The sequence below is a fragment of the Collimonas sp. genome (assembly GCF_039923675.1).
Taxonomy (GTDB): Bacteria; Pseudomonadota; Gammaproteobacteria; order Burkholderiales; family Burkholderiaceae_D; genus Collimonas.
In genome coordinates this window covers 1-23,081 of sequence record NZ_JBDTCG010000059.1, presented here as the reverse complement: position 1 = coordinate 23,081, position 23,081 = coordinate 1, and the positions used below count along the sequence as shown (strand labels likewise).

Below are 23,081 nucleotides of genomic sequence, written 5' to 3'. Positions count from 1 at the left end.
GATGAAGAAAATGACTGAAATTTATCTCGACGGAAATGCCACCACCGCAGTCCTGCCAGCCGCAATCGAAGCGGCGACGCAGGCGATGTCACAGTGTTTTGGCAATCCCAGCAGCACGCACGCCACCGGCATCCGCGCCAAGGCCATGATGAGCCAGGCGCGGCAGCGTGCAGCGCGCCTGCTTGGTACAGGCGAAGGCCGCTTGATGTTTAATAGCGGCGCCACCGAAGGCATCCAGACTGCCGTACTTTCGGCGTTATGCGCCCTGCGTGAGCGGCAGTCCGGCGGCGAGCGCATAGGTAAATTCCTGCTCTACGGCGCCACGGAGCACAAAGCAGTACCGGAAAGCCTGATGCATTGGAATCGTTTGCTCGGCTTGAATCTGGAAATGCGCAAACTCGCGGTCGACGGCGACGGCCTGCATGATCTCGATGCTCTGCGCCTGCTTGCCAAGGATGCGGCGCTGGTATGTACCATGGCGGCCAACAACGAAACCGGCGTCATCTCCGAGCTGGCGCAGATCGAAGCGGTGTTGCAGGACAGCCGCAGCGATGCCTACTGGCTGGTCGACTGCGTCCAGGCGCTGGGCAAGATGCAGTTGAACCTGGCTGCAACACGGATCGACTACGCGACATTTTCCGGGCACAAATTGTATGCGCCCAAGGGCATCGGCATGCTGTACGTCCGTCCGGGAGCGCCTTTCACGCCGTTGATGATGGGCGGCGGGCAGGAATCCGGGCAACGTGCCGGCACTGAAAACATGGCTGGCATCGCCGCCCTCGGTGCGGTTCTGGCGGCGCTGGAAGATGGTGTCACTTTTCGCGGCCACCAGCAACTGCACGCCTTCCGTGAGCGTCTCGCCGCAAGCCTGCGCACGGCCTTTCCGGGTATCGTCTTCAATCTGCCGCTGGAAAAGACCTTGCCGACCACGCTCAACTTCTCCGTGCCTGGCCTGTCCAGCAAGGAATTGCTGGATCTTTTCGACGCCGCGCAAGTGCGGGTCAGCTCCGGCAGCGCCTGCTCGGCGGCAAAAGCAGCGCCCAGCTATGTGCTGGAGGCGATGCATCTGCCGGATTGGCGTAGCAGTTCGGCGATCCGCATGTCGTTCGGCCCCCTTGCCGACGGGGCTTTCATCAGCGCTGCCTGCGCACGCATCGAACATTGCGGCAAGGCCTGGCGTCATGGCGGACCGGCTTCTACCGTGCTCTCGGCTGCGGCTGGCGACGAAGTCGTCCAGTTCAACCTGGACGGCGCCAATGCCTGGCTGGTGGCGGACGGCGCCACCAGCAGCTGCGTCATCATCGATCCCACGCCGGCGCTGACAGTGCGCCTGGTTGCCTACGTGCGCAGCCAGAACTACCGGCTGTGCGCCATTCTTTGTAACGGCCTGCAGCCCGATGGCCAGACAGCCAGACTTGAACTGATGCAGGAGTTGGGCGGCCATGCCGATTACGACGAATTTGGCTGGCCGGGGCTGCAAGGCTCGCCAATGGCGGAGATCATTCTGGGCGCGCGGAAATTGCTGCGCACCGTACAGGGTGACCACCAAGCATACTTGCTAGGAAACGCCATGGATGAACCGTTTACAGCGCAATTCGCCTTCATAGGCGAATTGCCGGCGGCGGCGATGGCGTCTTCGTTGATCGGTCCGGACACCCTGCTATGCCTGGCGCGCGACGACGTTAATCAACTGTGCACCAGCCTGCGGGCAGAACAAAACCAGGTGGAAGTAGACGGCAATACCGGCAACATGCATCTGCCGGCAGCCGCACTTGACCATTTCCTTGCCAGCCACCCGGGCGCGATCCTGGTGGATGTCCGCGAAGCCTATGAACAAGCGGCGGGGGCCGGGGTGCTGGCGGGATCCGGACTCACCGTGCTGCATGCGCCGCTGAGCCGGTTGACCTCGCATCTGGGACAATGGCTGCGTAGCGATCCCGTGCCCTTGGTGTTTTTCTGCCGCAGCGGCAATCGCAGCGGCAAAGCGGTGGCCTGCCTGCGCCGGCTCGGTTATCAAAACGCATGGGACGTGGCTGGCGGACTTGCCATTCTCGACAAGTCCTAGACTCAGACTAATACTCAGAACCTGACGGCAATCACAGTTGACACTGTGCACATTGCCGCTTACATTACTGACTCTAAAGTCAGTAACTTCAGGATTCATGAACTGCCCTTTCAGCTCCAAACCCCGTTGGGCACGACGCAAAGAAGCACGGCCGCAGGAATTACTGGCGGCCGCGCTGGATTTGTTCGTCGAGCGCGGCTTTGCCGCCACCCGGCTGGGTGATGTCGCGGCGCGCGCGGGCGTCTCGAAAGGCACGCTTTACCTGTATTTCGAGAATAAAGAAGAGTTGTTCAAGGCAGTGGTGCGCGAAAACATGCTACCGGTGCTGGACGAAGCCGAAGACATTATTGACGGCTATAGCGGCAGTAGCGCCGACCTTTTCCGCGAACTGATTACCGGCTGGTGGGAACGCATCGGCGCCACCAAGCTGGCTGGCATCACCAAGCTGATGATGGCGGAGTCGGGTAATTTCCCCGAGTTGACGACCTTCTACCGTGAAGAAATCAGCGTCCGTGGCGACGCCATGATCGTGCGCATGCTGGAACGCGGCGTCGAGCGCGGCGAATTCCGTGCAATCGACGTTCGCCAGACCGCCAACGTGGTCATTGCACCCGTAATCATGCTGATGATGTGGCAACAATCTCTTAACCCCTGCCATGAGGAACCGCTTGACCCGGCATCCTATCTGAACAGCTTCATCGACTTGTGCCTGAATGGCCTGCAGCAGCCGAAACCGGCATCCGGCTAAGCACAGAACCATGCCGAACAGCCTGGAGCGCACAATTATCGCCCCTAAACGATGCAACGCGGGTAGCGCTGCCCGCGAACGCACTATTTGCCTTACTGCGCGATAGGTTTTTGAGGGTGGCCTTTGATAGAATGAGCCCTTTATTTTCATTACCGAGCCTTAACCATGAATATCGAACAAGCCCGCTTCAATATGATCGAACAGCAAATTCGCCCCTGGAACGTGCTGGATCTGGACATTCTGGAATTGCTGACGGTAGTCCGCCGTGAAGATTTCGTGCCGGCGGCCTACAAGAGCCTGGCATTTTCCGATACCGAGATTCCGCTGCCTGGCCCGAATGGCGAAAGCATGCTGGCGCCGAAGCTGGAAGCGCGCCTGCTGCAGGAAGCCGCCGTCAAGAAACACGAGCAAGTGCTGGAAATCGGCTCCGGTTCGGGCTACATGGCTGCTTTGTTGTGCTACAAGGCAAGACACGTCACGACCGTTGAAATCGATCCGGAGCTGAAGGCGCTGGCCGCCGGCAACCTGGCGGCGTATGGCATCACCAATGTCGAGGTTGCCCAAGGCAACGGCGCCCAAGGCTGGGACCTGAGCGAAACCAAGACTTTCGACGTCATCTTCATCTCGGGCTCGCTATCGGTGTTGCCGGACGCTTTCCTCAAGCAGCTCGATATCGGCGGCCGCATCGTCGCCATCGTGGGCGAGGCGCCGGTGATGTTTGCGCAAATCATTACTCGCACATCGGAAACCAATTACACCACGGTGCATTTGTTTGAAACCGACGTCAAGCCCTTGCGCGAAGCCGCCGTGCATTCGCAGTTCAAATTCTAAACCGGGTTCAATCGAGACTATGCAACATCTAACCGCCTCAGAGCTGGCCGCCTGGATTGCAAACCCGCAACGGCCGACGCCGTTGTTGCTGGATGTGCGTGAACCGTGGGAATACGAGACCTGCCACATCGCCGCAGCGCAGCTGATGCCGATGCAAACAGTGCCGGCGCACCTGAATGACCTGGAAGAAGACCAGGCCATCGTCTGCATCTGCCACCACGGCGCGCGCAGCATGCAGGTCGCGGCGTTCCTCGAGCGTCACGGGTTTTCCGCAGTCAGCAACCTGACCGGCGGCGTCCATGCCTGGGCGCAGCAGGTTGATCCGGCCATGCCCACCTACTAAACCTGCCGCCATCGTTCCGGAGAGTTCATGCGCATTACCCTAATTGCCTCGTTGGTTGCAGGCGCACTGCTGGCTGTGAATGCGCATGCTGTCGATTTGGTTCAAACGTATCTGCAGGCGCTGGCCAACGACCCGGTCTACACCAGCGCGCGTTATGCGCTCAGCGCCAGCAACGAAGCAAGCGTCCAGGGCCGCGCCGCGCTGCTGCCGGTGGTCGGTTTCGGCGGCAATTACAGCCGCTCGGGACAATCGTGGAACACCATCACCAATAATTACAGCCTGCAGCTGACCCAGCCCCTGTTTCGGCCGGCGTACTGGCAGCAGTACCAGGAAAGCAAACTGTCGGTGGCCGCCGGCGAGGTCAAGTTCGCCCAGGCCCAGCAGGATCTGATCTTGCGCGTCAGCCAGGCTTACTTCGATACGCTGACGGCGCAGGACGTGCTGGCTTCCCTGCAAGCGCAAAAAAGCGCAATTGCCGAGCAGCTGGCATCCGCCAAGCGCAATTTCGAAGTCGGCACGGCGACCATTACCGATACCAACGAGGCGCAAGCCAGTTACGATCTGGTGATCGCGCAGGAAATCGCCGCGGCCAATAACCTGGAAGTCGCGCGCAATGTGCTACAGCAGATTATCGGCAAGCCGCCGGCGCCGCTGGCGACCTTGCGTTCCGGGGTACAGTTGAGCGCGCCGCAGCCTGCGGCGATCGAGACCTGGGTCAGCAGCGCCGAGGACCAGAATTTCGGCGTGGTCGGCCAGCAGATTGCGCTGGATACGGCAAAGTACGACATCAAGAAGAGCCGCGCCGGCCATCTGCCGACGGTCGACCTGGTCGCCAGCCGCGCCCATTCGGACGTCAGCGGCAGCGACATCCCTTTTTATAATGTTTCGCAGATGACCAACTCCATCGGCGTGCAGTGGACCATTCCGCTGTATGCAGGCGGCGCGGTCAACAGCAGCGTGCGACAGGCAGTGGCGCTGGAAGACAAGGCGCGCTCGGATCTGGAAAATGCACGCAGGACCGCGGCGCTGAATGCGCGCCAGGCCTATCTCGGCGTCAGCAGCGGCCTGGCGCAGATCAAGGCCTTTGAAGCGGCAGAGATTTCCAGCCAGTCGTCGCTGGATTCGAACCGCTTGGGATATCAGGTCGGCGTACGCATCAACATCGATGTGTTGAATGCACAACAACAGCTGTATTCGACCCGCCGGGATCTGGCCAAGGCGCGCTACGATACGCTGATGAACAGTCTGAAGCTGAAATCTGCCGTTGGCACCTTGAAGGAAGAAGATCTGCAGCAGATCAATGTCTTGCTGGCGCCGGCCGCCTATTGATTACCCCCGCCGGCCTGCGGGCGGTTGCCAGCGACGGCCAGGCGTGCCGGCCAGGGTAACAATCAGCCTGCTGTATTTTTCAGGAGGAACGGCGAGGTCTTGAACATGTGGATGCAGTTGTCGACCACCTTGGAGACGTTCTCCGCGAGATCGAAGCTGTGCGGACTGAAGGTCCAGTTGTTCAAAATACCGAACAACAGCCCTTGCACCATGACCGCAGCCAAGATAGGATCTAGTTCGCGCGGCAGCTGCCCTTTTGCAACGGCAAATCGCAGCAAGCGTTCTATATCGGTACGGCCCTGCAAAAAACATTCATGCTGGCGGATATAAATAGGATCCTGCGGGTCCACCAGTTCGCATTTGTGCAGAACGATTTCAAAGATTTTGCGCGACTGCGGATTCAGCGTCGCTTCTTGCAAGGTAAACAAACATCTGTTGCGAAATTGGTTTAGTGGGTCGTGCGCGTTTTCGTCGGCGGTTTTTTCGATCATCGCTTCCATCGGCAGGCGTACCCGCTCGCACATGGCATCGAATAAATCGCTCTTGTTCTTGAAGTGCCAATAGATAGCGCCGCGCGTCACGTCGGCCGCACTGGCGACATCAGCCAGGGTAGTCCGCGATACGCCGTGCTGATGAAACACTTCCGCTGCAGCGTCCAGGATGCGGCCACGCGTTTCCAGTGCTTCCTCTTTTGTACTTCTAGCCATATTGCGCCCACCTCCAGACTGTTACGATATTTTGTGCATTTGCAGCAAATGTTGAAACAACAACGAACACCAAGTACACTGATCGGTATAACTTTTCACATACATTCGTGCATGTATGTATAATAGCAGGATTCCGGCTGTTCAACCCGCTTTCTGGCAGCGCGTCCGGTGCACCAAAGCAATTACTTATATATCCTATGTCATTTCCAGAAACAGAAACACCTGTCAGATTTGCAGTCCTTCCTCAATTACCGTGCGAGAATTTTATGAATTCAGTTAGCTCTATCAGTCGTCTCACGCGTATCACCTTGGCCGTCGCGGTATTGTCCGCGGTCGCCGCTTGCGGCAAAAAGCCGGACGCCCAGGGCGCGCCGCCTCCAGCCGGTGTTTCCATCATTACTATCGCACCGGAACGGCTGGCCCTCACAACCGAATTGCCAGGTCGCCTGGAAGCTACCCGCATTGCCCAGATCGGCGCCCGCGCCGCCGGTATCGTGCTCAAACGCAGCTTCCGCGAAGGCAGCGATGTCAAGGCCGGTCAGACGCTGTACCTGATCGATCCGGCGCCGCTGCGCGCGACCTACGACAGCGCGCAAGCAGCGCTGGCCAAGGCTGAAGCAAATCTGACTACCGCCACACTGAAAGCCCAGCGCTATAAACCGCTGGTGGAAGTGAATGCGGTCAGCAAACAGGATTACGACGACACCGTGGCAACGCAAAAGCAAGCCGCGGCAGATGTTGCATCCGCCAAAGCCGCACGCGAAACCGCCAGCCTGAATCTGGGCTACGCCACCGTGACTTCGCCAATTTCGGGCCGCATCGGCAAGGCGCTGGTGACTGAAGGCGCACTGGTTGGTCAGGGAGAAGTGACGCAGCTGGCAACCGTGCAGCAGATCGATCCGATCTACGTCAACCTGACCCAGTCCAGCACCGACATCCTCAAGTTGCAGGAAGCCATGCGCAAGGGCCAGCTGGAAAGCGCGGGCCAGGGCCAAGCCAAGGTCACGCTCGAAACCGAAGACGGCCATGCTTATCCGCAAGCGGGCAAGCTGCTGTTTTCCGATCTGACGGTCGATCCGAATACCGGCTCGGTTACCTTGCGCGCCGAGTTCCCTAATCCGGACCACAGCCTGCTGCCTGGCATGTATGTGCGCGCCAAACTGGAGCAGGCAGTCAATGCTTCTGCCCTGACCGTGCCGCAACAAGCCGTCCAGCGTGATCTCAACGGCGCTTCGGTGTTCGTGGTCGGCGCCGACAACAAGGTGACAGTACAGCCAGTGAAAGCCGACACGGCCCAAGGCAACAGCTGGATCGTTACCGAAGGCTTGAAAGCCGGCGACAAGGTCATCGTCGATGGTTTGCAAAAGGTGAAGCCGGGTGCCGTGGTCAATCCATCGCCTTGGCATCCTGCTGTTGCAGCAGGAAATGCAGCCGCAGCCGCTCCGCAAGCTGACTCAACATCTAAAGCTAAATAAGGAGCCTACTGATGGGCAAGTTTTTTATCGATCGCCCCGTATTTGCGTGGGTGCTCGCCATATTCATCCTGCTCGGGGGTGCTCTGGCGATCACGCAATTACCGGTGGCCCAGTATCCTTCTATTGCACCGCCGACGATTGTCGTCAGCGCAGCTTATCCCGGCGCCACAGCGCAGACCATCGACGATAGCGTTACCAGCCTGATCGAACAGGAAATGAACGGCGCCGATGGCTTGCAGTACATCGAATCGCAAAGTCAGGCCGACGGTTCGGTATCGATCACAGTGACGTTCTCGCCAGACACCAACGCTGACCTGGCCGCGGTGGATGTGCAGAACCGCCTGAAACGGGTGGAAGCACGACTGCCGGCAGTGGTAACGCAGAACGGTGTGCAAGTAACCAAGTCGCGCAGTAACTTCCTGATGTTTATCGGCCTCTCCTCGACCGACGGCAAGCTCGATCCGATCGCGCTGGGCGACTATCTGTCGCGCAACGTGCTCAATGAAATCAAACGCGTGCCAGGCGTCGGCCAGGCACAGCTGTTTGGCACCGAACGCGCCATGCGGATCTGGATCGACCCGGCCAAACTGGTCGGTCTCAACCTGACTCCGGCGGACGTCACCGCCGCCATTACAGCGCAAAACGCGCTGGTTGCCGGCGGTACGCTGGGTGATTTGCCTAGCCCTGGCACACAGCAGATTTCTGCAACCGTGGTGGCTACCGGCCAGTTGAATACGGTCGAACAGTTCGGCAAGATCCAGCTGCGCGCCAATTCGGATGGTTCTATCGTCCGCTTGCGCGATGTGGCGCGTATCGAAATCGGTGGCCAGTCTTACGCCACCGCAGGCCGTCTGGACGGCAAGCCGACTTCCTTCGTCGGCGTACAGTTGTCGCCAACCGCCAATGCGCTCGGCACCGCGACAGCAGTCAAAGCCAAGATGAAAGAACTGTCCAAGTACTTCCCGGCCGGCGTCGCCTACGAGATCCCTTACGACACCTCGAAATTCGTCAAGATTTCGATTGAAGAAGTGGTCAAGACCCTGGTGGAAGCGATTGTCCTGGTGTTCCTGGTGATGTACCTGTTCCTGCAAAACATTCGCTACACCCTGATCCCGACCGTGGTTGTGCCGGTCGCGTTGATGGGTACGTTCGCCACGCTGCTACTGTTTGGCTTCTCGATCAACGTCCTGACCATGTTCGGTATGGTGCTGGCGATCGGTATCCTGATCGACGATGCGATCGTGGTGGTGGAAAACGTCGAACGCATCATGAGCGAAGAAGGTTTGTCGCCGCGTGAAGCTACCCGCAAAGCGATGGGCCAGATTACCGGCGCGCTGATCGGGATTACCCTGGTGCTGATCGCCGTGTTCATCCCGATGGCTTTCTTCAGCGGCGCGGTGGGTGCGATTTATCGCCAGTTCTCGCTGTCCATGGTGGCTTCGATGGTGTTCTCGGTACTGATGGCGTTCACGCTGACGCCTGCGTTGTGTGCCACCATCCTGAAACCGGTGGAAAAAGGCCATCACCACGAGAAGAAGGGTTTCTTCGGCTGGTTCAACCGCAAGTTCAATGCGACCACCAACAGCTATCAAGGCTTCGTCGCCAAGATGCTGACCAAGACCGGCCGCTACCTGCTGGTTTACGGCGCCATCCTGATCTGCGTGGGTCTGCTCTACGCGCGCCTGCCGGCATCGTTCCTGCCGAGTGAAGACCAGGGCTACATCGTCACCAACGTGCAACTGCCGGCGGGCGCCAGCAGCAACCGTACGCTGGAAGTGATCAAGCAGATCGAAGCGTACTACGGGAAACTGCCTGCGGTAGCCAATGTGGTGGCGATCACCGGCTTCAGCTTCTCCGGTAACGGCCAGAATGCCGGCCTGGTGTTCACGCCGCTCAAGGACTGGAGCCTGCGCGGACCGGACGAATCGGCTGACGCGATTGCCGGCAAGGCGTTTGGCGTGTTCTCGCAAATCAAGGACGCCATCGTCTATCCGCTGAATCCGCCGCCGATCCCGGAACTGGGTAACGCCACCGGCTTTACCTTCCGACTGCAAGACCGTTCGGGCCAAGGGCACGCCGCGTTGACCGCAGCGCGTAACCAGATGCTCGGCATGGCTTCGCAAAGCAAGATACTGGCAGGTGTGCGTCCGGAAGGACTGGAAGATTCGCCGCAGCTGCAGCTCAACATCGACCGCGACAAGGCCAATGCGCTGGGCGTATCGTTTAGCGCCATCAACAGCACGCTGTCGACCGCGCTCGGTTCTTCCTATGTCAATGACTTCCCTAACCAGGGCCGTCAACAACGCGTAATCGTACAAGCGGATGCGCCGCAACGCCTGCAACCGGAAGACCTGGCCAAGCTGTATGTCAAGAACACACAAGGAACCATGGTGCCGTTCTCGTCATTCACCAGCTCGGAATGGATCAAGGGTCCGGTACAGCTGACACGTTACAACGGCTATCCGGCGATGAAAATCTCCGGCGGCGCCGCTCCCGGCCATAGCACAGGCGAAGCCATGGACGAAATGGAAGCATTGACGGCCAAGCTGCCGCCAGGCTTCGGTTTTGAATGGACTGGCCAGTCGCTGGAAGAAAAAACTTCCGGCTCGCAAGCGCCGATGCTGTACCTGCTGTCGCTGATCGCCGTGTTCCTGGTGCTGGCGGCCTTGTATGAAAGCACGTCGATTCCGGTGGCGGTGATGCTGGTAGTACCACTGGGGATTCTCGGTGCGCTGCTTGGCGTGACGTTGCGCGGGATGCCGAACGACGTCTACTTCAAGGTAGGGATGATTACCGTGGTCGGCTTATCGGCCAAGAACGCGATTCTGATTATCGAATTCGCTAAAGACCTGCAAGCAGAGGGCAAGGGCCTGATAGAAGCCACTTTGGAGGCAGTCCATCTGCGCTTCCGTCCGATCCTCATGACGTCGTTTGCGTTCATCCTCGGTGTGTTGCCGCTGGCGATCAAGACCGGCGCCGGTTCAGGCAGCCAGCGCGCGATCGGTACCGGCGTCATGGGCGGCATGATCACGGCGACGCTGCTGGCAGTGTTCCTGGTGCCAGTGTTCTTCGTGGTGGTGCGCAAGATGTTCAAAGGCAGCGAGCGCCAACAGAAGCTGCATGATGCCAACAAAAAAATAGATGTGGAGAGTCAGCATGTTTAACACTTTACCCAAGCACTTGACCGGCGCCCTGCTGCTGGCAGGCGTTCTCTCGGGTTGCACCTTGGCGCCGACCTATGTGCGGCCGGAGGCACCGGTGGCCGGCAGCTATCCGGCTGCCGCCGAAGGCAAGGCGCAACTGGATGCGGTGGAACTCGGCTGGCGCGAGTTTTTCCCGGACCAGCGCCTGCAAGCGCTGATCGCTTCCGCGCTGGAAAACAATCGTGACCTGCGCACCGCCGCCTTGAACATCGAGGAAGCGCGTGCCCAGTACGGCATCACCGCCGCCGATGCATTGCCTAACTTTGATGGCAACTTCAGCCGCACCCGTGGCCGCACCGCCGCGGATCAATTGGTTCCGGGCCAGCCGGCGGTAGGCACCGCTTACCAGGTCGGGCTCAACATGACCGCATTCGAGCTGGATTTCTTTGGCCGCGTGCGCAGTCTGAAAGATGCCGCCCTGGCGACGTATCTGGCAACCGAGGAAGCCAAACAATCTGCGCAAATCAGTTTGATTTCACAGGTTGCCCAGGCTTATCTGACAGAACAGTCGTTTGCCGAGCAAGAGCGGCTGGCGCAGCAAACCCTGGATAGCCGGCTGGATGACTACAAGCTGGATCAAATGCGTTTCCAGGTCGGCGCATCTTCAGCGCTTGACCTGAGAAATTCAGAAACCCTTGTGCAATCGGCCCGTGTATCGCTAACTACGCTGGTGCGCCAGCGCGCCCAGGCGACCAATGCCTTGGTGCTGCTGGTCGGCAAGCCATTGGGTGAACTGCCTGCGCCGCAATCGCTGTCGGATGAAAAGATCGTCACTGATATTCCTGCCGGCCTGCCATCCGACTTGCTGAACCGTCGTCCGGATATCCGCCAGGCAGAGCAGCAACTGCGCTCTGCCAATGCGAATATCGGCGCCGCTCGCGCTGCTTTCTTCCCGACCATTTCGCTGACGGCCGGGATCGGCAACGCCAGCACTTCGCTGGGTAGCTTGTTCTCGGCAGGCAGCCGCACCTGGTCGTTCGTGCCGCAGTTGACGCTGCCGATTTTTGAAGGCGGACGCAATCGCGCCAACCTGACGCTGAGCGAAGTTCGCAAGAATCTGGCCATCGCCAACTACGAGAAAACCATACAAAGCGCATTCAGGGAAGTATCCGATGCGCTGGTCGCCCGTGGCACGCTGGAAGATCAGCTGGCAGCGCAGGATGCTTTTGTCAAAGCCCAGGAAGAAAGAGTCAAGCTGACCGATCTGCGCTACAAGAACGGCATCGCCAGTTCGACTGACCGTTTGAATGCTCAGCGCGATCTGTTCTCGGCACAGCAATCCTTGATTCAAACACGGCAGCTGCGTTTGAACAATGCGATTGATCTGTATCGCTCGCTGGGTGGCGGGTTGAACGAAAATACCGTGACAGCCAAATCGTGATTCGTCATTGCATCTAGTTCTACTTACAAAACGCCGCACAAATGCGGCGTTTTTTTTCGCCACCAAGGTTCACGGCCAGGCGGGGAATATAATGAGGTTTTTCCTTGCCGACAATATAAATTGAAATGAATTTCCCATGAAGAAAACCATTATTCTCACCGGGGCAACCGGATATATAGGCTCTCATACATGGTGTGCCTTGATTGCCGCTGGATATAACGTCATCGGCCTCGATAATTTTTGCAATAGTACATTTGCAGTTGTCAGCCGGGTCGCTGCGATTTCCGGAGAAAAATTGAATTTCATCGAAGGAGATGTGCGTGATGAGACTCTGCTGGATGGTCTTTTCTCAAAGCACAAAATAGATGCGGTAATCCATTTTGCCGCCCTGAAAGCCGTAGGGGAATCGGTGGAAAAGCCGCTTGCATATTACGATACGAATCTAAACGGCTTGCTAACCTTATGCAAGGTTATGGCGCAGCATGCAGTCAACACTCTGGTATTCAGTTCATCGGCAACGGTTTACGGCAATCCGGAATTGGTGCCGGTCAGGGAAAATTCTCCTCTGCGTCCCACCAATCCCTATGGCCAAACCAAACTGATGAGCGAGCAAATTTTGCGTGACCTGGAATGCTCGGATCCAGACTGGCGAATAGGTTATTTGCGCTACTTCAATCCGGTTGGGGCGCATGAAAGTGGTTTGATCGGTGAAAATCCTCTTGGCCTCCCTAACAACTTGATGCCCTATGTTGCGCAGGTTGCAATCGGCAAGCTGGATAAATTACGCGTTTATGGCGGTGACTATCCAACGGAAGACGGTACAGGTGTACGCGACTATATTCATGTGATGGATTTGGCGGAGGGACATGTCTCGGCACTTTCGCATTTGCTTTGCAAAGGCACATCATTCACAGTCAATCTCGGTGCTGGGCGAGGTATCAGCGTCCTGCAAGTAATTAGCAGCTATGAAAAAGCATGTGGTCACGCAATTCCTTATGAAATTGTCGCAAGACGCCCTGGCGACGTCGCTGCTTACTACGCGGATCCGTCGCTGGCTGCGGAAATTCTCAATTGGCGGGCAACCCGCGACCTCGATATTATTTGTGCCGACTCGTGGCGTTGGCAGAATACGAATCCAAACGGCTTTTCCGACGCATAAGTTTGCAAAGACAATAAATGGCAAGATTTTTATGGGGCATCGAAATAGAGCGTGAGGAATGACAAACGCCATGTCTGGACGTGGCGTTTAGCTACTCACACTCTTAAAAATTGATTATTTCCATAATTGCAATAAGTAGTATTTATTATTTATATAATTGCATTTTCTTTACCTGACAATTCTTTTTTCTTCATAATATATATTAAGAAGAACGCTATGCTTATTGTGTAATAGGGATAAATTTCCCACCACAAAAACACAACGTCAACTAATCCCAAGGTAAAGAATCCGAAACACAATGCAAGACCCATTGCCGCTACGTAACGGATTTCCGGATCATTATCGCGTATGCTCCGGAAAAAATAATAAGCAGGTGTACAGTACAATGCCAATATTGCAAATAATCCGAACAAACCAAGTTTGGACATCATGAATAATATTTCATTATGAGAATGCGGGAACGTTGCAGAAAGAGGAGAAATGATATTCCGCCTGGAAAGGTCTTCCAAAGCCATTGGAAAACCCTCTACGCCAACCCCGGTAAGTGGATGCTCGGTGAATAATATCCAAGATCCACGCCAAAGCTGAAGACGTATACCCAAAGAAGTATCGACGTTTTTCCCGACAGAATATTGGGTAAGATCGCTTTCCCCAACCAAAACTCGCTCTTTTACAATATCGCCAAAATAGGACACGGCTCCCAAAAAAATCATAAAGGAAATTACGACAGACAGTTTATAGCTGGAACGAATATTCTTGGTCACTAGAAGCGCGATGACGACAAATACCAAAATGGTCAGCCATACGCCGCGCGATTGCGATAAATATGCTGCATACAATCCGGCGCACAGCGCCGCAATTTTGAAAAATATTGCAACTTTATTCTCCGGCTTGTTCCACACAATCGATAAAACAGAGAAAACGCCTAGCAGTAAGGTAAGTTCGCCAAAAATAATAATAGGAATAAAATCCGATCCATAGCGCATTGCCCCGCCGCCAGTAAGTACATGGATTTTAATAGCCGACAGGAATGCTCCTATCACCCAGGCCCATTGGACGTGCTTCAGGTATTTGATGGGCAAGAATGACATTACCCAGAAAACCATGATAAACATGGCCAACCTGAATGGAGGATCATATGTCCGCCCTAGAAAATGACCAGATCCGATCTGATTGGCAAATACGGCAATTAGCCAGGCACACATCGCCAGATGGAGCGGCCAGTATTTCTTTAACAACTGAATGAATGACTTATCATCTGGATTTTTCCCAGACGCTAGAAAAACCAGGCCAAACAACAGCAACAAGCCATAAATCACTCCGGCAGAACGATCTACAACTAATGCCAATATATAAAATGCAATCAATAAGGCAGTAACCAGTAATTTCGAGTAACGCAAATGCTTCTCCGATTCGCGGATATTTGATAATTCAAAAAATAGGAAATCCGGCTTTCATATAATTATTATTTTTAATGCAATAAGAATAATATTTATATTTATCTGGCGCGAGCCTTGAGATTACGAACAAATCTTGCGCATAAATACCTGATATGCCAGAGTGCACCATCAACGACTCTGTGCTGTTTGACGAGAAATTTTGAAAACAACTTCAATTCCCTGGCGCTTTTTGGCTGGTCCAATGGCATATCTGCCCAGGAAGATGCTGCCTGATATCCAATGAATATAGTCTTTGCTTCGTGCAAGCACCAGTCATGCCAAGGCTTTACGGGACCGGTAAAATGCATGAAGACTACGGGTTCTGTTACTCTCAAATTTTTCTCACCCCTACTGAGAAAATCTACCAGATGGTAGCGAAAATTCCATTTTTCTTCGATATATTTTGTGCGCCCGTTCAGCACAATATTTAATGCATCTTGATCCGCAAAAATCAAGTCCTGTGTCGACAGAATCGTTAATGCTTTGTTTTGCGTGTCGTTCGCGATCCAATTGTCAACATTGATGTACATGACACCTGCATTGAAATACTGGTGGTGCGGCAAATTCAATCTTGCAATTTGTGTCTTCGCCGTAGTTTCCATCTGATCATGAACCACTGCGGCTATATACTCATCTATTTCTATAGATGATAATCCGTCAAGCTTTCCCATACATAGGATATCTGCATCCATGTAAAGCACTTTGCCGGTAACTCCCTGAAGCAAATTGGGGATCAGCAGCCGAACGAATGTACCAAGCGGATGCTGGGAAAAGCAGGGAAATTGCGAAAATTCGGCCAGCACGCTAGTCTGGAGCGTGTGGATATTGACAGTAGTGCCGTATTGGCTTTCCAACTCTGCCAACCGGCGTCTGCTGTCATCCGTAATGGAAAATGCAAAGACGTGGAAAACGAACGTCATGCCAGGATTATTTTTCATCACGGAGGCCATGGCGACGCCCATGCCTCTGTAGTAATTGATGTCGACACCAAATGCAACATGCATAGGATCAGAGCCGAGAATGACGCCGGAACCCGGATTATGGGATAAAGAGATGCCCAATTGTTGTCCTTGCTATCCTATGCTATCGGATCCTCAAAGCCTAGGGACTGAGTTTTCGATGAAAATTAATAAAAACCCATTAAAATGAGCCGCTTCCTGTTTTTTAAAACTAGCGAAGGATAGCAAATTTGAGTCCGGCATACCATTGAAACGCGTGATAGTTCGGTCTTTGGCGAATACGCCTGCTCCCAAAATAAGTTGCTTTTTGCCTCCGAGTCAACCTGCCGCCACGCGGTTCCCGTATGTTACAAGCTGCTGTGCCGCGCAAGATGCCACAGTATTCCCAGCCACTCATGCAATGCGTATTCGCTACGACGCATACCTTCCCCCGAAGGCATGAAACTCAGCAGCGTCAGCCGGTCCCTGCTAAAAAATACTGTCGGTGCAGCCACCACCTCCAATCCGGTTCTCTCAAAAAGGATTTGAGCGCGAGGCATATGCACAGCATCTGTGACCAGCAGAATTCTGGCCACCCCTGCCCGTTTCAGGATTTTTGCAGAAAATATTGCATTCTGCTCCGTATCATCGGATGCCCCTTCCAGCCATTTTACCGGCACAGAAAAGTCTTCCTGCAAACTACTTGCCATCATTTCAGCCTCTGATAGCGACCAGCCCTCAGGGCTGCCGCCCGATGCCAATATCGGCAAACCGGTTTGGCGATATATCTTCGCACCGTAACGCAGACGCGCCAGGGTCCAGTAACTCGGTTCATCGGCAGCGCCATACTCCGGGGCATTTGCCAAGCGTCCGCCGCCCAATATCACGATCGCCTGTGCACCGTGCGATCCTGCGACGGACAAGGCCGGAACCCGTTGCTCTAGCGGCGCTACCAACAGCAACGCCCCTGCCTTGCTGCTCAATACCCCCAGCAACAATAATGAAACAATGCTCAAAGTGGCGCCCAAACGCGGGTAAGCACGACGCAAGAGTATGCCGGCAAAACATGACAAGATAAGGTTCGTCGGCAACAGCAGAAGCGTACTGGACACCTTGGTTGCAATCACGGTGGCGTGCATGGAGCGGAGATCCCGGAAGATATCAAAGGCTGCAGCAAAGCCATGGTTCGCGTGGTGGCGCCGCGATGCTGTCTGGCAAAACTGCTTGCCTGCTGCCCCATTGCTTGCCGTTGCTCCTCGCTCTGCAACAGATGCAGCGCCACGTCAAGCATATTCTCGACATCGGTCACTCTATGTGCAGCGCCAACGGCAATGGCTTGCTCAGTGATGGCGGAGAAGTTAAACGTATGGGGGCCGATCAATACCGGTTTGCCTACGGCAAACGCCTCGATCAGATTTTGCCCTCCCATCGGCAGCAAGCTGCCGCCGATGAATGCAACATCGCAAACAGAGTAATAGGCAAACATTTCACCCATTGAATCGCCCACCAGTATGCTTGTTTGCGACGGCACGGCGGCGCTGGCAAGTCGGGTACGCCGCAACGATGACAATCCCTTCGCTGCCGCCATATCGACAACTTCGTCAAAGCGTTGCGGATGACGCGGTACGATCACCGTCAAAAGGTCCGACCATGCCTTGTCCTGACTGCGCCTGGACAAGGCATCGAGAATCAATTCCTCCTCGCCCTCGCGCGTACTGGCGCACAACAGTACCGGACGGCTGCCGATCTGTTCCCGCAGCGCTGCCCCCACCTCCAGCAAACCCGGCGTCGGCGTGACATCGAATTTCAGGTTGCCGGTGATCTGCACATTGCTGCCGCCAAGCTGCTGCAAACGTCCGGCGTCGGCATCGGTTTGCGCGCCGACGCAAGACATGCCGCTGGCGGCCTCTGTCATCAGCGTCGCAAAACGCTTGCCACGCCGCAGGGAGCGCTCCGACAGGCGCGCATTGACCAGCGCCACCGGCACCTTGTAGCGCCCGCACTGGGCGATCAGGTTCGGCCAGACTTCGGTTTCCATCAATACGCACAGGCTTGGCCTGAAATGCTGCAGGAAGCGACTCATCATCCAGCCGGTGTCGTAGGGCAGGAACGATTGCAATACACGCGGTGATTTCCCGAACAATTGCTTACCGGTCTCGCGCCCGGTCGCGGTCATGTGCGTCAGCAAAATGGCGTGCTCGGGATAAACCTCCAGCAAAGCGTTGATCAATGGTTCGGCCGCACGTGTTTCGCCGACCGAGACTGCGTGCACCCAGAGGAATTTGCGCGATGCCGGCGGTGAAGCCAAAGGCTGGTAAAAACCAATGCGCTCCGCCACATGCTGGCGATAACCCGGTTCCTTGCCGCCACGCCGCCACAAGCGCAGCAATACCATCGGCATCGCCAGCCACCACACTGCGGAATACAACAAACGGATGCGCCAGGCCCGCCCTGCATCAAAACCGGCGTCTACCTTCATTCGGTCAGCACCCGACCCGTCAGGCGGCGCAAGATCGCCAGCGGGCTAGCGCCCGGATCGTATTGCCTGGCTGCCGGCAGGTGCAGGGTTTGCTCCATCATGTACTGGCCGGCCATCACCGCGTGCGGGGTCTGGTCGGAAAAACATACCCACACCGAACCGGCGGCAAACGGCTGCGTCACTTGCGGGCCGTTTTGCTGATAGTCCGGATCCGATTTCATCGCGTCATGCAATTGCAGCATCAGATGATCGTATTCGCTGCGCAGCGACTTGGTGATATGCAAGGCGTTCATGGCTTTTGCCTGCCAACGCGAATAGGCTTTTACGCGCGGCAAAAAGCGCTGGGCGACATCTTCAAACGGTTCGCCGACGCGCCAGACGCGCGGCACGCCTTCCGGATTGACATTGGCGAACACGCGCAGGATGCGCTCGCCGTAATTCGGGCGCGAAGGGAAAGCATCCACGTGCAGGCGGCGATCATCGGCACGCCATGATTGCGCACGGGTTTCGACCTGCATCGGCCGATAACTGGTGGGCGCCATACGTAATTCGCTGCGGGCATCGGCATACGCCGGCAGCAGAGAATAAATCAACTGCTGCGCCTGGCTGCGAAAACGTCCGATCATCTTGGCCAAGGCCACCTGGTCAGCCACATCGCCGAGCGCGCCCTTCAGCTTGCCGCTCGCATCGAGACTGATGTTGCGGCTTTTGGGATCACGGATCGCAGGCGTCAGGAAGCGTTGCTCATCGGCAGTGAATGCAAAACGCAGATGCGGGAAATACAGGATTTTTCCAGCTTCAAGCGCGGAAATCCACGCTGAGTTTGGTGTGCCGATCTGCCAGTCGGCAATATCGATTTCGAGAATTTGTTGTTCCATGGCCGTATTATGCCGCGTTGCGGTGACGGCGGGAACTGCGGGGCGGCAATACCTGACCAGATTCACACCTTATAATTATTAATTTAACAATTAAACAGTATCCTGTCGCCCTCAATAGAGCTCACGTCGATGGTCACACGGGGCTACATTTCACTCTGTTGGCAAACATGAATCCAATCTATAATGAAAACCAGCAACTGGTGAGTTACCCCATAAGGCTTGCTAGCAAGCTGGTTTGGCATCCATCCACTACGGGAGGTTTCCCATGGTCCACATGTCGCGGCGTCAGTTCCTTAGAACGACTGGCGCTACCCTGGCAGGTTCGAGCCTGGCGCTGATGGGATTTTCTCCCGCGCCCGCGCTAGCCGAAGTGCGTAGCTACAAGCTGACGCGCACGGTCGAAACCCGCAACACCTGCCCCTATTGCTCCGTCAGCTGCGGGATCCTGATGTACAGCCTCGGCGATGGCGCCAAGAATGCCAAAGCCAGCATCATCCACATCGAAGGCGATCCGGATCACCCGGTCAATCGCGGCACGCTCTGTCCCAAAGGCGCATCCCTGCTGGATTTCGTTCACAGCCCCAGCCGCCTGCAATTCCCCGAATACCGCGCACCGGGTTCCAAAGAATGGAAGCGCATGTCATGGGACGATGCGCTAAGCCGCATTGCCACCTTGATGAAGCAGGACCGGGACGCCAACTTCATCGAAAAGACGCCGGAGGGACTGACAGTCAACCGCTGGCTGACCACCGGCATGCTGGCGGCATCGGCCAGCAGCAATGAAGTCGGCTACCTGACCCACAAAACCATGCGTAGCCTCGGGCTGCTGGCGTTCGACAACCAGGCGCGTGTCTGACACGGTCCGACGGTGGCAGGTCTTGCCCCGACGTTTGGCCGTGGAGCGATGACGAATCATTGGGTCGACATCAAGAATGCGGACGTTATCCTTATCATGGGCGGCAATGCAGCCGAGGCCCACCCATGCGGTTTCAAATGGGTGACCGAGGCCAAGGCGCATAACAAGGCGAAGCTGATCGTGGTCGATCCGCGTTTTACGCGTTCGGCTTCGGTGGCAGATTTTTATGCGCCGATCAGAACCGGCACCGACATCATTTTCCTCGGCGGCGTGATTCGCTACCTGCTGGAAAAGGATCAGATCCAGCATGAGTACGTCAAAAATTACACTGACTTCACGTTCATCGTGCGCGAAGACTATACCTTCGAGGACGGCATTTTCTCGGGCTACAACGCTGACAAGGGCAACTACACCAAGACCACCTGGGACTATGAACTGGGCGCAGACGGCTTTGTAAAAACCGATCCAAGCCTGGCCCATCCGCGCTGCGTATTCAACCTGATGAAGCAGCACTACGAACGCTACACGCCGGAAATGGTGGAAAGCGTGTGCGGCACGCCGAAGGAGAAATTCCTGAAGGTGTGCGAGATGCTGGCATCCACTGCCTCGCCAACCCGCGCGGGAACGATCTTGTATGCGCTCGGCTGGACCCAGCATTCAATCGGCTCGCAGATCATCCGCACCGGCGCCATGGTGCAACTGCTACTGGGAAATATCGGGATCGCCGGCGGCGGCATGAACGCCCTGCGCGGCCACTCGAATATCCAGGGACTGACCGATCTCGGGCTGATGACCAACCTGCTGCCCGGCTATATGACGCTGCCCTCGGAGTCCGAGCAGGATTTCGGCAAATACATCGCCGCCCGCGCCAGCAAGCCGCTGCGGCCCAACCAGCTGAGCTATTGGCAAAACTACGGCAAATTCCACGTCAGCCTGATGAAATCCTGGTGGGGCGACGCCGCCACGGCGGACAACAACTGGGCCTATGACTACCTGCCCAAACTCGACAAGCCGTACGACATGCTGCAGGTGTTTGAGCTGATGAAGCAAGGCAAGGTCAACGGTTACATCGCGCAAGGCTTCAACCCGCTGGCGGCGGCGCCGGACAAGGGCAAGATCAGCGCCAGCCTGGCCAAGCTGAAATTCCTGGTGGTGATGGATCCGCTGGCGACCGAGACTTCCGAGTTCTGGAAGAATTACGGCGAATTCAACGACGTCGATCCGAGCCAGATACAGACTGAAGTATTCCGGTTGCCGACCACTTGCTTTGCCGAAGAAGAAGGCTCGCTGGTCAATTCAGGCCGCTGGCTGCAGTGGCACTGGAAAGGCGCGGATGCGCCGGGCGAAGCGCGCAGCGACCTGGAAATCATGTCGACCCTGTTCCTGAAGATGCGCAAGATGTACGTCACGGATGGCGGCAAATATCCCGATCCGATTGTCAAGCTATCCTGGCCCTATGCCGATCCGGAAAGCCCGACGGCCACGGAACTGGCCAAAGAGTTCAATGGCCGCGCGCTGAGCGACCTGGCCGACCCGAAAGACGCCGGCAAGATCACCCGCAAGAAGAACGAGCAACTGGCCGGCTTTGCCGAACTGCGCGACGACGGCAGCACGGCTTGCGGCTGCTGGATCTTCAGCGGCTGCTGGACGGAAGCCGGCAACCAGATGGCGCGCCGCGACAACTCGGATCCGACCGGCATCGGCCAGACTCTCAACTGGTCCTGGGCCTGGCCTGCCAATCGGCGCATCCTGTATAACCGCGCCTCTTGCGATCTCAACGGCAAGCCGTTCGACGCCAAGCGCAAGCTGATCGGCTGGAACGGCGACAAGTGGGGCGGCGTCGATGTCCCCGATTTCAAGGTGGACGAAGCGCCGGCCGGCGGCATGGGGCCGTTCATCATGAATCCGGAAGGCGTGGCGCGTTTCTTCGCCCGCGCCGGCATGGCCGAAGGGCCTTTCCCGGTGCACTACGAACCGTTCGAAACGCCGGTCGGCTACAACCCGCTGTTCCCCAAGAATCCGAAAGTGACCAGCAATCCGGCGGCGCGCGTGTTTCCGGATGACCGGGCGATGTTCGGCAAGGCCGACGCCTTCCCGCATGTCGGCACCACTTACCGGCTGACCGAGCATTTCCATTACTGGACCAAGCATGCGCGCCTCAACGCCATTCTCCAGCCGGAGCAGTTCGTTGAAATTGGCGAAGAGCTGGCGAAGGAAGTCGGCGTGATTGCCGGCGAACGGGTCAAGGTCAGTTCCAAGCGCGGCTATATCGTCGCCGTGGCGGTGGTGACCAAGCGCATCAAGAAAATGACGATTGAAGGGAAACCTGTGCATCACGTCGGCATCCCGATCCATTGGGGCTTCAAAGGCCTGACCAAACCGGGCTATCTAGCCAACACGTTGACGCCGGGTGTGGGAGATGGCAATTCGCAGACGCCGGAATTCAAGTCGTTCCTGGTCAAAGTCGAGAAGGCATAGGAGAAACCATGGCTCTGCAATCGCTCGATATCAAACGCGTCTCCGCCACCACCACGCCGCCACCTGGCGTGCGCGAGCCGGTGACCGGCACCGTCGCCAAACTGATCGATGTCACCAAATGCATAGGCTGTAAAGCCTGCCAGACCGCTTGCATGGAATGGAATGATTTGCGCGACGAAGTCGGCGTCAATGTCGGCGTGCTCGATAATCCGCCTGACATGACCGAACACTCGTGGACCGTGATGCGCTTTTCGGAATATGAAAATCCGGATGGCAATCTGGAATGGCTGATCCGCAAGGACGGCTGCATGCACTGTGAAGATCCGGGCTGCCTCAAGGCTTGTCCGTCGCCAGGCGCAATCGTCCAGTACAACAACGGTATCGTCGATTTTCACGAAGAGAACTGCATCGGCTGCGGCTATTGTGTCACCGGCTGTCCGTTCGACGTGCCGCGCATTTCGAAGAAAGACAACAAAGCCTATAAATGCACGCTGTGTTCGGACCGGGTAGCGGTAGGCCAGGAACCGGCTTGCGTCAAAACCTGCCCCACCGGCGCCATCGTCTTCGGCACCAAGGAAGACATGAAGGCGCATGCGGCGGAACGCATCGTCGATCTCAAGGAACGCGGCTTCGAGCAGGCCGGCCTCTACGATCCGCCTGGTGTAGGCGGTACGCACGTCATGTATGTACTGCATCATGCCGATAAACCATCGCTCTATCACGGCCTGCCGGAGAATCCCCGCATCAGTCCGCTGGTCGGCTTGTGGAAAGG

Annotated in this window: 17 protein-coding genes; 11 read left to right on the top strand and 6 right to left on the bottom strand. The window is 56.5% G+C overall.

The genetic code is table 11. The annotated features are described in order from the left end of the window. Positions 1–10: 10 nt before the first annotated feature. From ABI171_RS13360 to ABI171_RS13340, 5 genes are all read left to right on the top strand, one after another. Complete coding sequence (locus ABI171_RS13360) at positions 11–2,065, top strand: aminotransferase class V-fold PLP-dependent enzyme (protein ID WP_348093053.1); 2,055 nt, start codon at positions 11–13, stop codon at positions 2,063–2,065. A 97-nt stretch (positions 2,066–2,162) separates the two neighbouring features. Then, positions 2,163–2,813: a TetR/AcrR family transcriptional regulator gene (locus ABI171_RS13355; protein WP_348093052.1), complete on the top strand. Its 651-nt coding sequence runs from the start codon at positions 2,163–2,165 to the stop codon at positions 2,811–2,813. Positions 2,814–2,978: 165 nt separating this feature from the next. After that, a complete protein-coding gene (locus ABI171_RS13350; protein WP_348093051.1) occupies positions 2,979–3,644 on the top strand; it encodes a protein-L-isoaspartate O-methyltransferase in 666 nt (221 codons plus the stop codon). A gap of 19 nt (positions 3,645–3,663) precedes the next feature. Further along, a complete protein-coding gene (locus ABI171_RS13345; RefSeq protein ID WP_348093050.1) occupies positions 3,664–3,987 on the top strand; it encodes a rhodanese-like domain-containing protein in 324 nt (107 codons plus the stop codon). Between the two features lie 27 nt (positions 3,988–4,014). Next, positions 4,015–5,316: a TolC family outer membrane protein gene (locus tag ABI171_RS13340; RefSeq protein WP_348093049.1), complete on the top strand. Its 1,302-nt coding sequence runs from the start codon at positions 4,015–4,017 to the stop codon at positions 5,314–5,316. Between the two features lie 62 nt (positions 5,317–5,378). Here the strand turns inward: ABI171_RS13340 and ABI171_RS13335 are convergent, their stop codons facing one another. After that, the gene (locus tag ABI171_RS13335) at positions 5,379–6,023 is read right to left on the bottom strand and encodes a TetR family transcriptional regulator (protein ID WP_348093048.1); all 645 of its coding nucleotides are present in this window, start codon (positions 6,021–6,023) and stop codon (positions 5,379–5,381) included. A 266-nt stretch (positions 6,024–6,289) separates the two neighbouring features. Between ABI171_RS13335 and ABI171_RS13330 the strand changes: the two genes are divergently transcribed. The 4 genes from ABI171_RS13330 (at position 6,290) to galE (ending at position 13,241) form a co-directional block, all read left to right on the top strand. Beyond that, entirely contained in the window at positions 6,290–7,498 is a 1,209-nt protein-coding gene (locus tag ABI171_RS13330; protein WP_348093047.1) for an efflux RND transporter periplasmic adaptor subunit, read from the top strand. An 11-nt stretch (positions 7,499–7,509) separates the two neighbouring features. Beyond that, positions 7,510–10,662 carry an efflux RND transporter permease subunit gene (locus ABI171_RS13325; RefSeq protein ID WP_348093046.1) on the top strand — a complete coding sequence of 1,051 codons (3,153 nt, stop codon included), beginning with the start codon at positions 7,510–7,512 and terminating at the stop codon, positions 10,660–10,662. Then, positions 10,655–12,082, top strand: coding sequence for an efflux transporter outer membrane subunit (locus ABI171_RS13320; RefSeq protein WP_348093045.1), 1,428 nt, complete (start codon positions 10,655–10,657; stop codon positions 12,080–12,082). The genes ABI171_RS13325 and ABI171_RS13320 overlap by 8 nt, the downstream gene beginning before the upstream one ends. A 136-nt stretch (positions 12,083–12,218) precedes the next feature. Continuing rightward, positions 12,219–13,241, top strand: coding sequence for a UDP-glucose 4-epimerase GalE (gene galE / locus ABI171_RS13315; RefSeq protein ID WP_348093044.1), 1,023 nt, complete (start codon positions 12,219–12,221; stop codon positions 13,239–13,241). A 149-nt stretch (positions 13,242–13,390) separates the two neighbouring features. Here galE and ABI171_RS13310 read toward each other — a convergent pair whose 3' ends face one another. The 5 genes from ABI171_RS13310 to ABI171_RS13290 all read right to left on the bottom strand — a co-directional run bounded on the left by ABI171_RS13310 (position 13,391) and on the right by ABI171_RS13290 (position 18,975). Next, on the bottom strand, positions 13,391–14,641 hold the full coding sequence (locus tag ABI171_RS13310; protein WP_348093043.1) for an O-antigen ligase family protein: 1,251 nt from the start codon (positions 14,639–14,641) through the stop codon (positions 13,391–13,393). 98 nt (positions 14,642–14,739) lie between these two features. After that, positions 14,740–15,741 (bottom strand): glycosyltransferase, encoded by a 1,002-nt coding sequence (locus tag ABI171_RS13305; protein WP_348093042.1) that lies wholly within the window; start codon positions 15,739–15,741, stop codon positions 14,740–14,742. Between the two features lie 245 nt (positions 15,742–15,986). Then, positions 15,987–16,757, bottom strand: coding sequence for a YdcF family protein (locus ABI171_RS13300; RefSeq protein ID WP_348093041.1), 771 nt, complete (start codon positions 16,755–16,757; stop codon positions 15,987–15,989). After that, a complete protein-coding gene (gene waaA, locus ABI171_RS13295; RefSeq protein WP_348093040.1) occupies positions 16,742–18,097 on the bottom strand; it encodes a lipid IV(A) 3-deoxy-D-manno-octulosonic acid transferase in 1,356 nt (451 codons plus the stop codon). Before waaA ends, ABI171_RS13300 begins: the two co-directional genes overlap by 16 nt. Further along, positions 18,094–18,975: a Kdo hydroxylase family protein gene (locus ABI171_RS13290; protein WP_348093039.1), complete on the bottom strand. Its 882-nt coding sequence runs from the start codon at positions 18,973–18,975 to the stop codon at positions 18,094–18,096. Before ABI171_RS13290 ends, waaA begins: the two co-directional genes overlap by 4 nt. Before the next feature lie 265 nt (positions 18,976–19,240). Between ABI171_RS13290 and fdnG the strand changes: the two genes are divergently transcribed. Together fdnG and fdxH are read left to right on the top strand one after the other, a co-directional pair. After that, complete coding sequence (gene fdnG, locus ABI171_RS13285) at positions 19,241–22,309, top strand: formate dehydrogenase-N subunit alpha (RefSeq protein ID WP_348093038.1); 3,069 nt, start codon at positions 19,241–19,243, stop codon at positions 22,307–22,309. 8 nt (positions 22,310–22,317) lie between these two features. Continuing rightward, positions 22,318–23,081, top strand: a 764-nt coding sequence (gene fdxH, locus ABI171_RS13280) for a formate dehydrogenase subunit beta (protein WP_348093037.1), incomplete at its 3' end; no start/stop codon positions are given.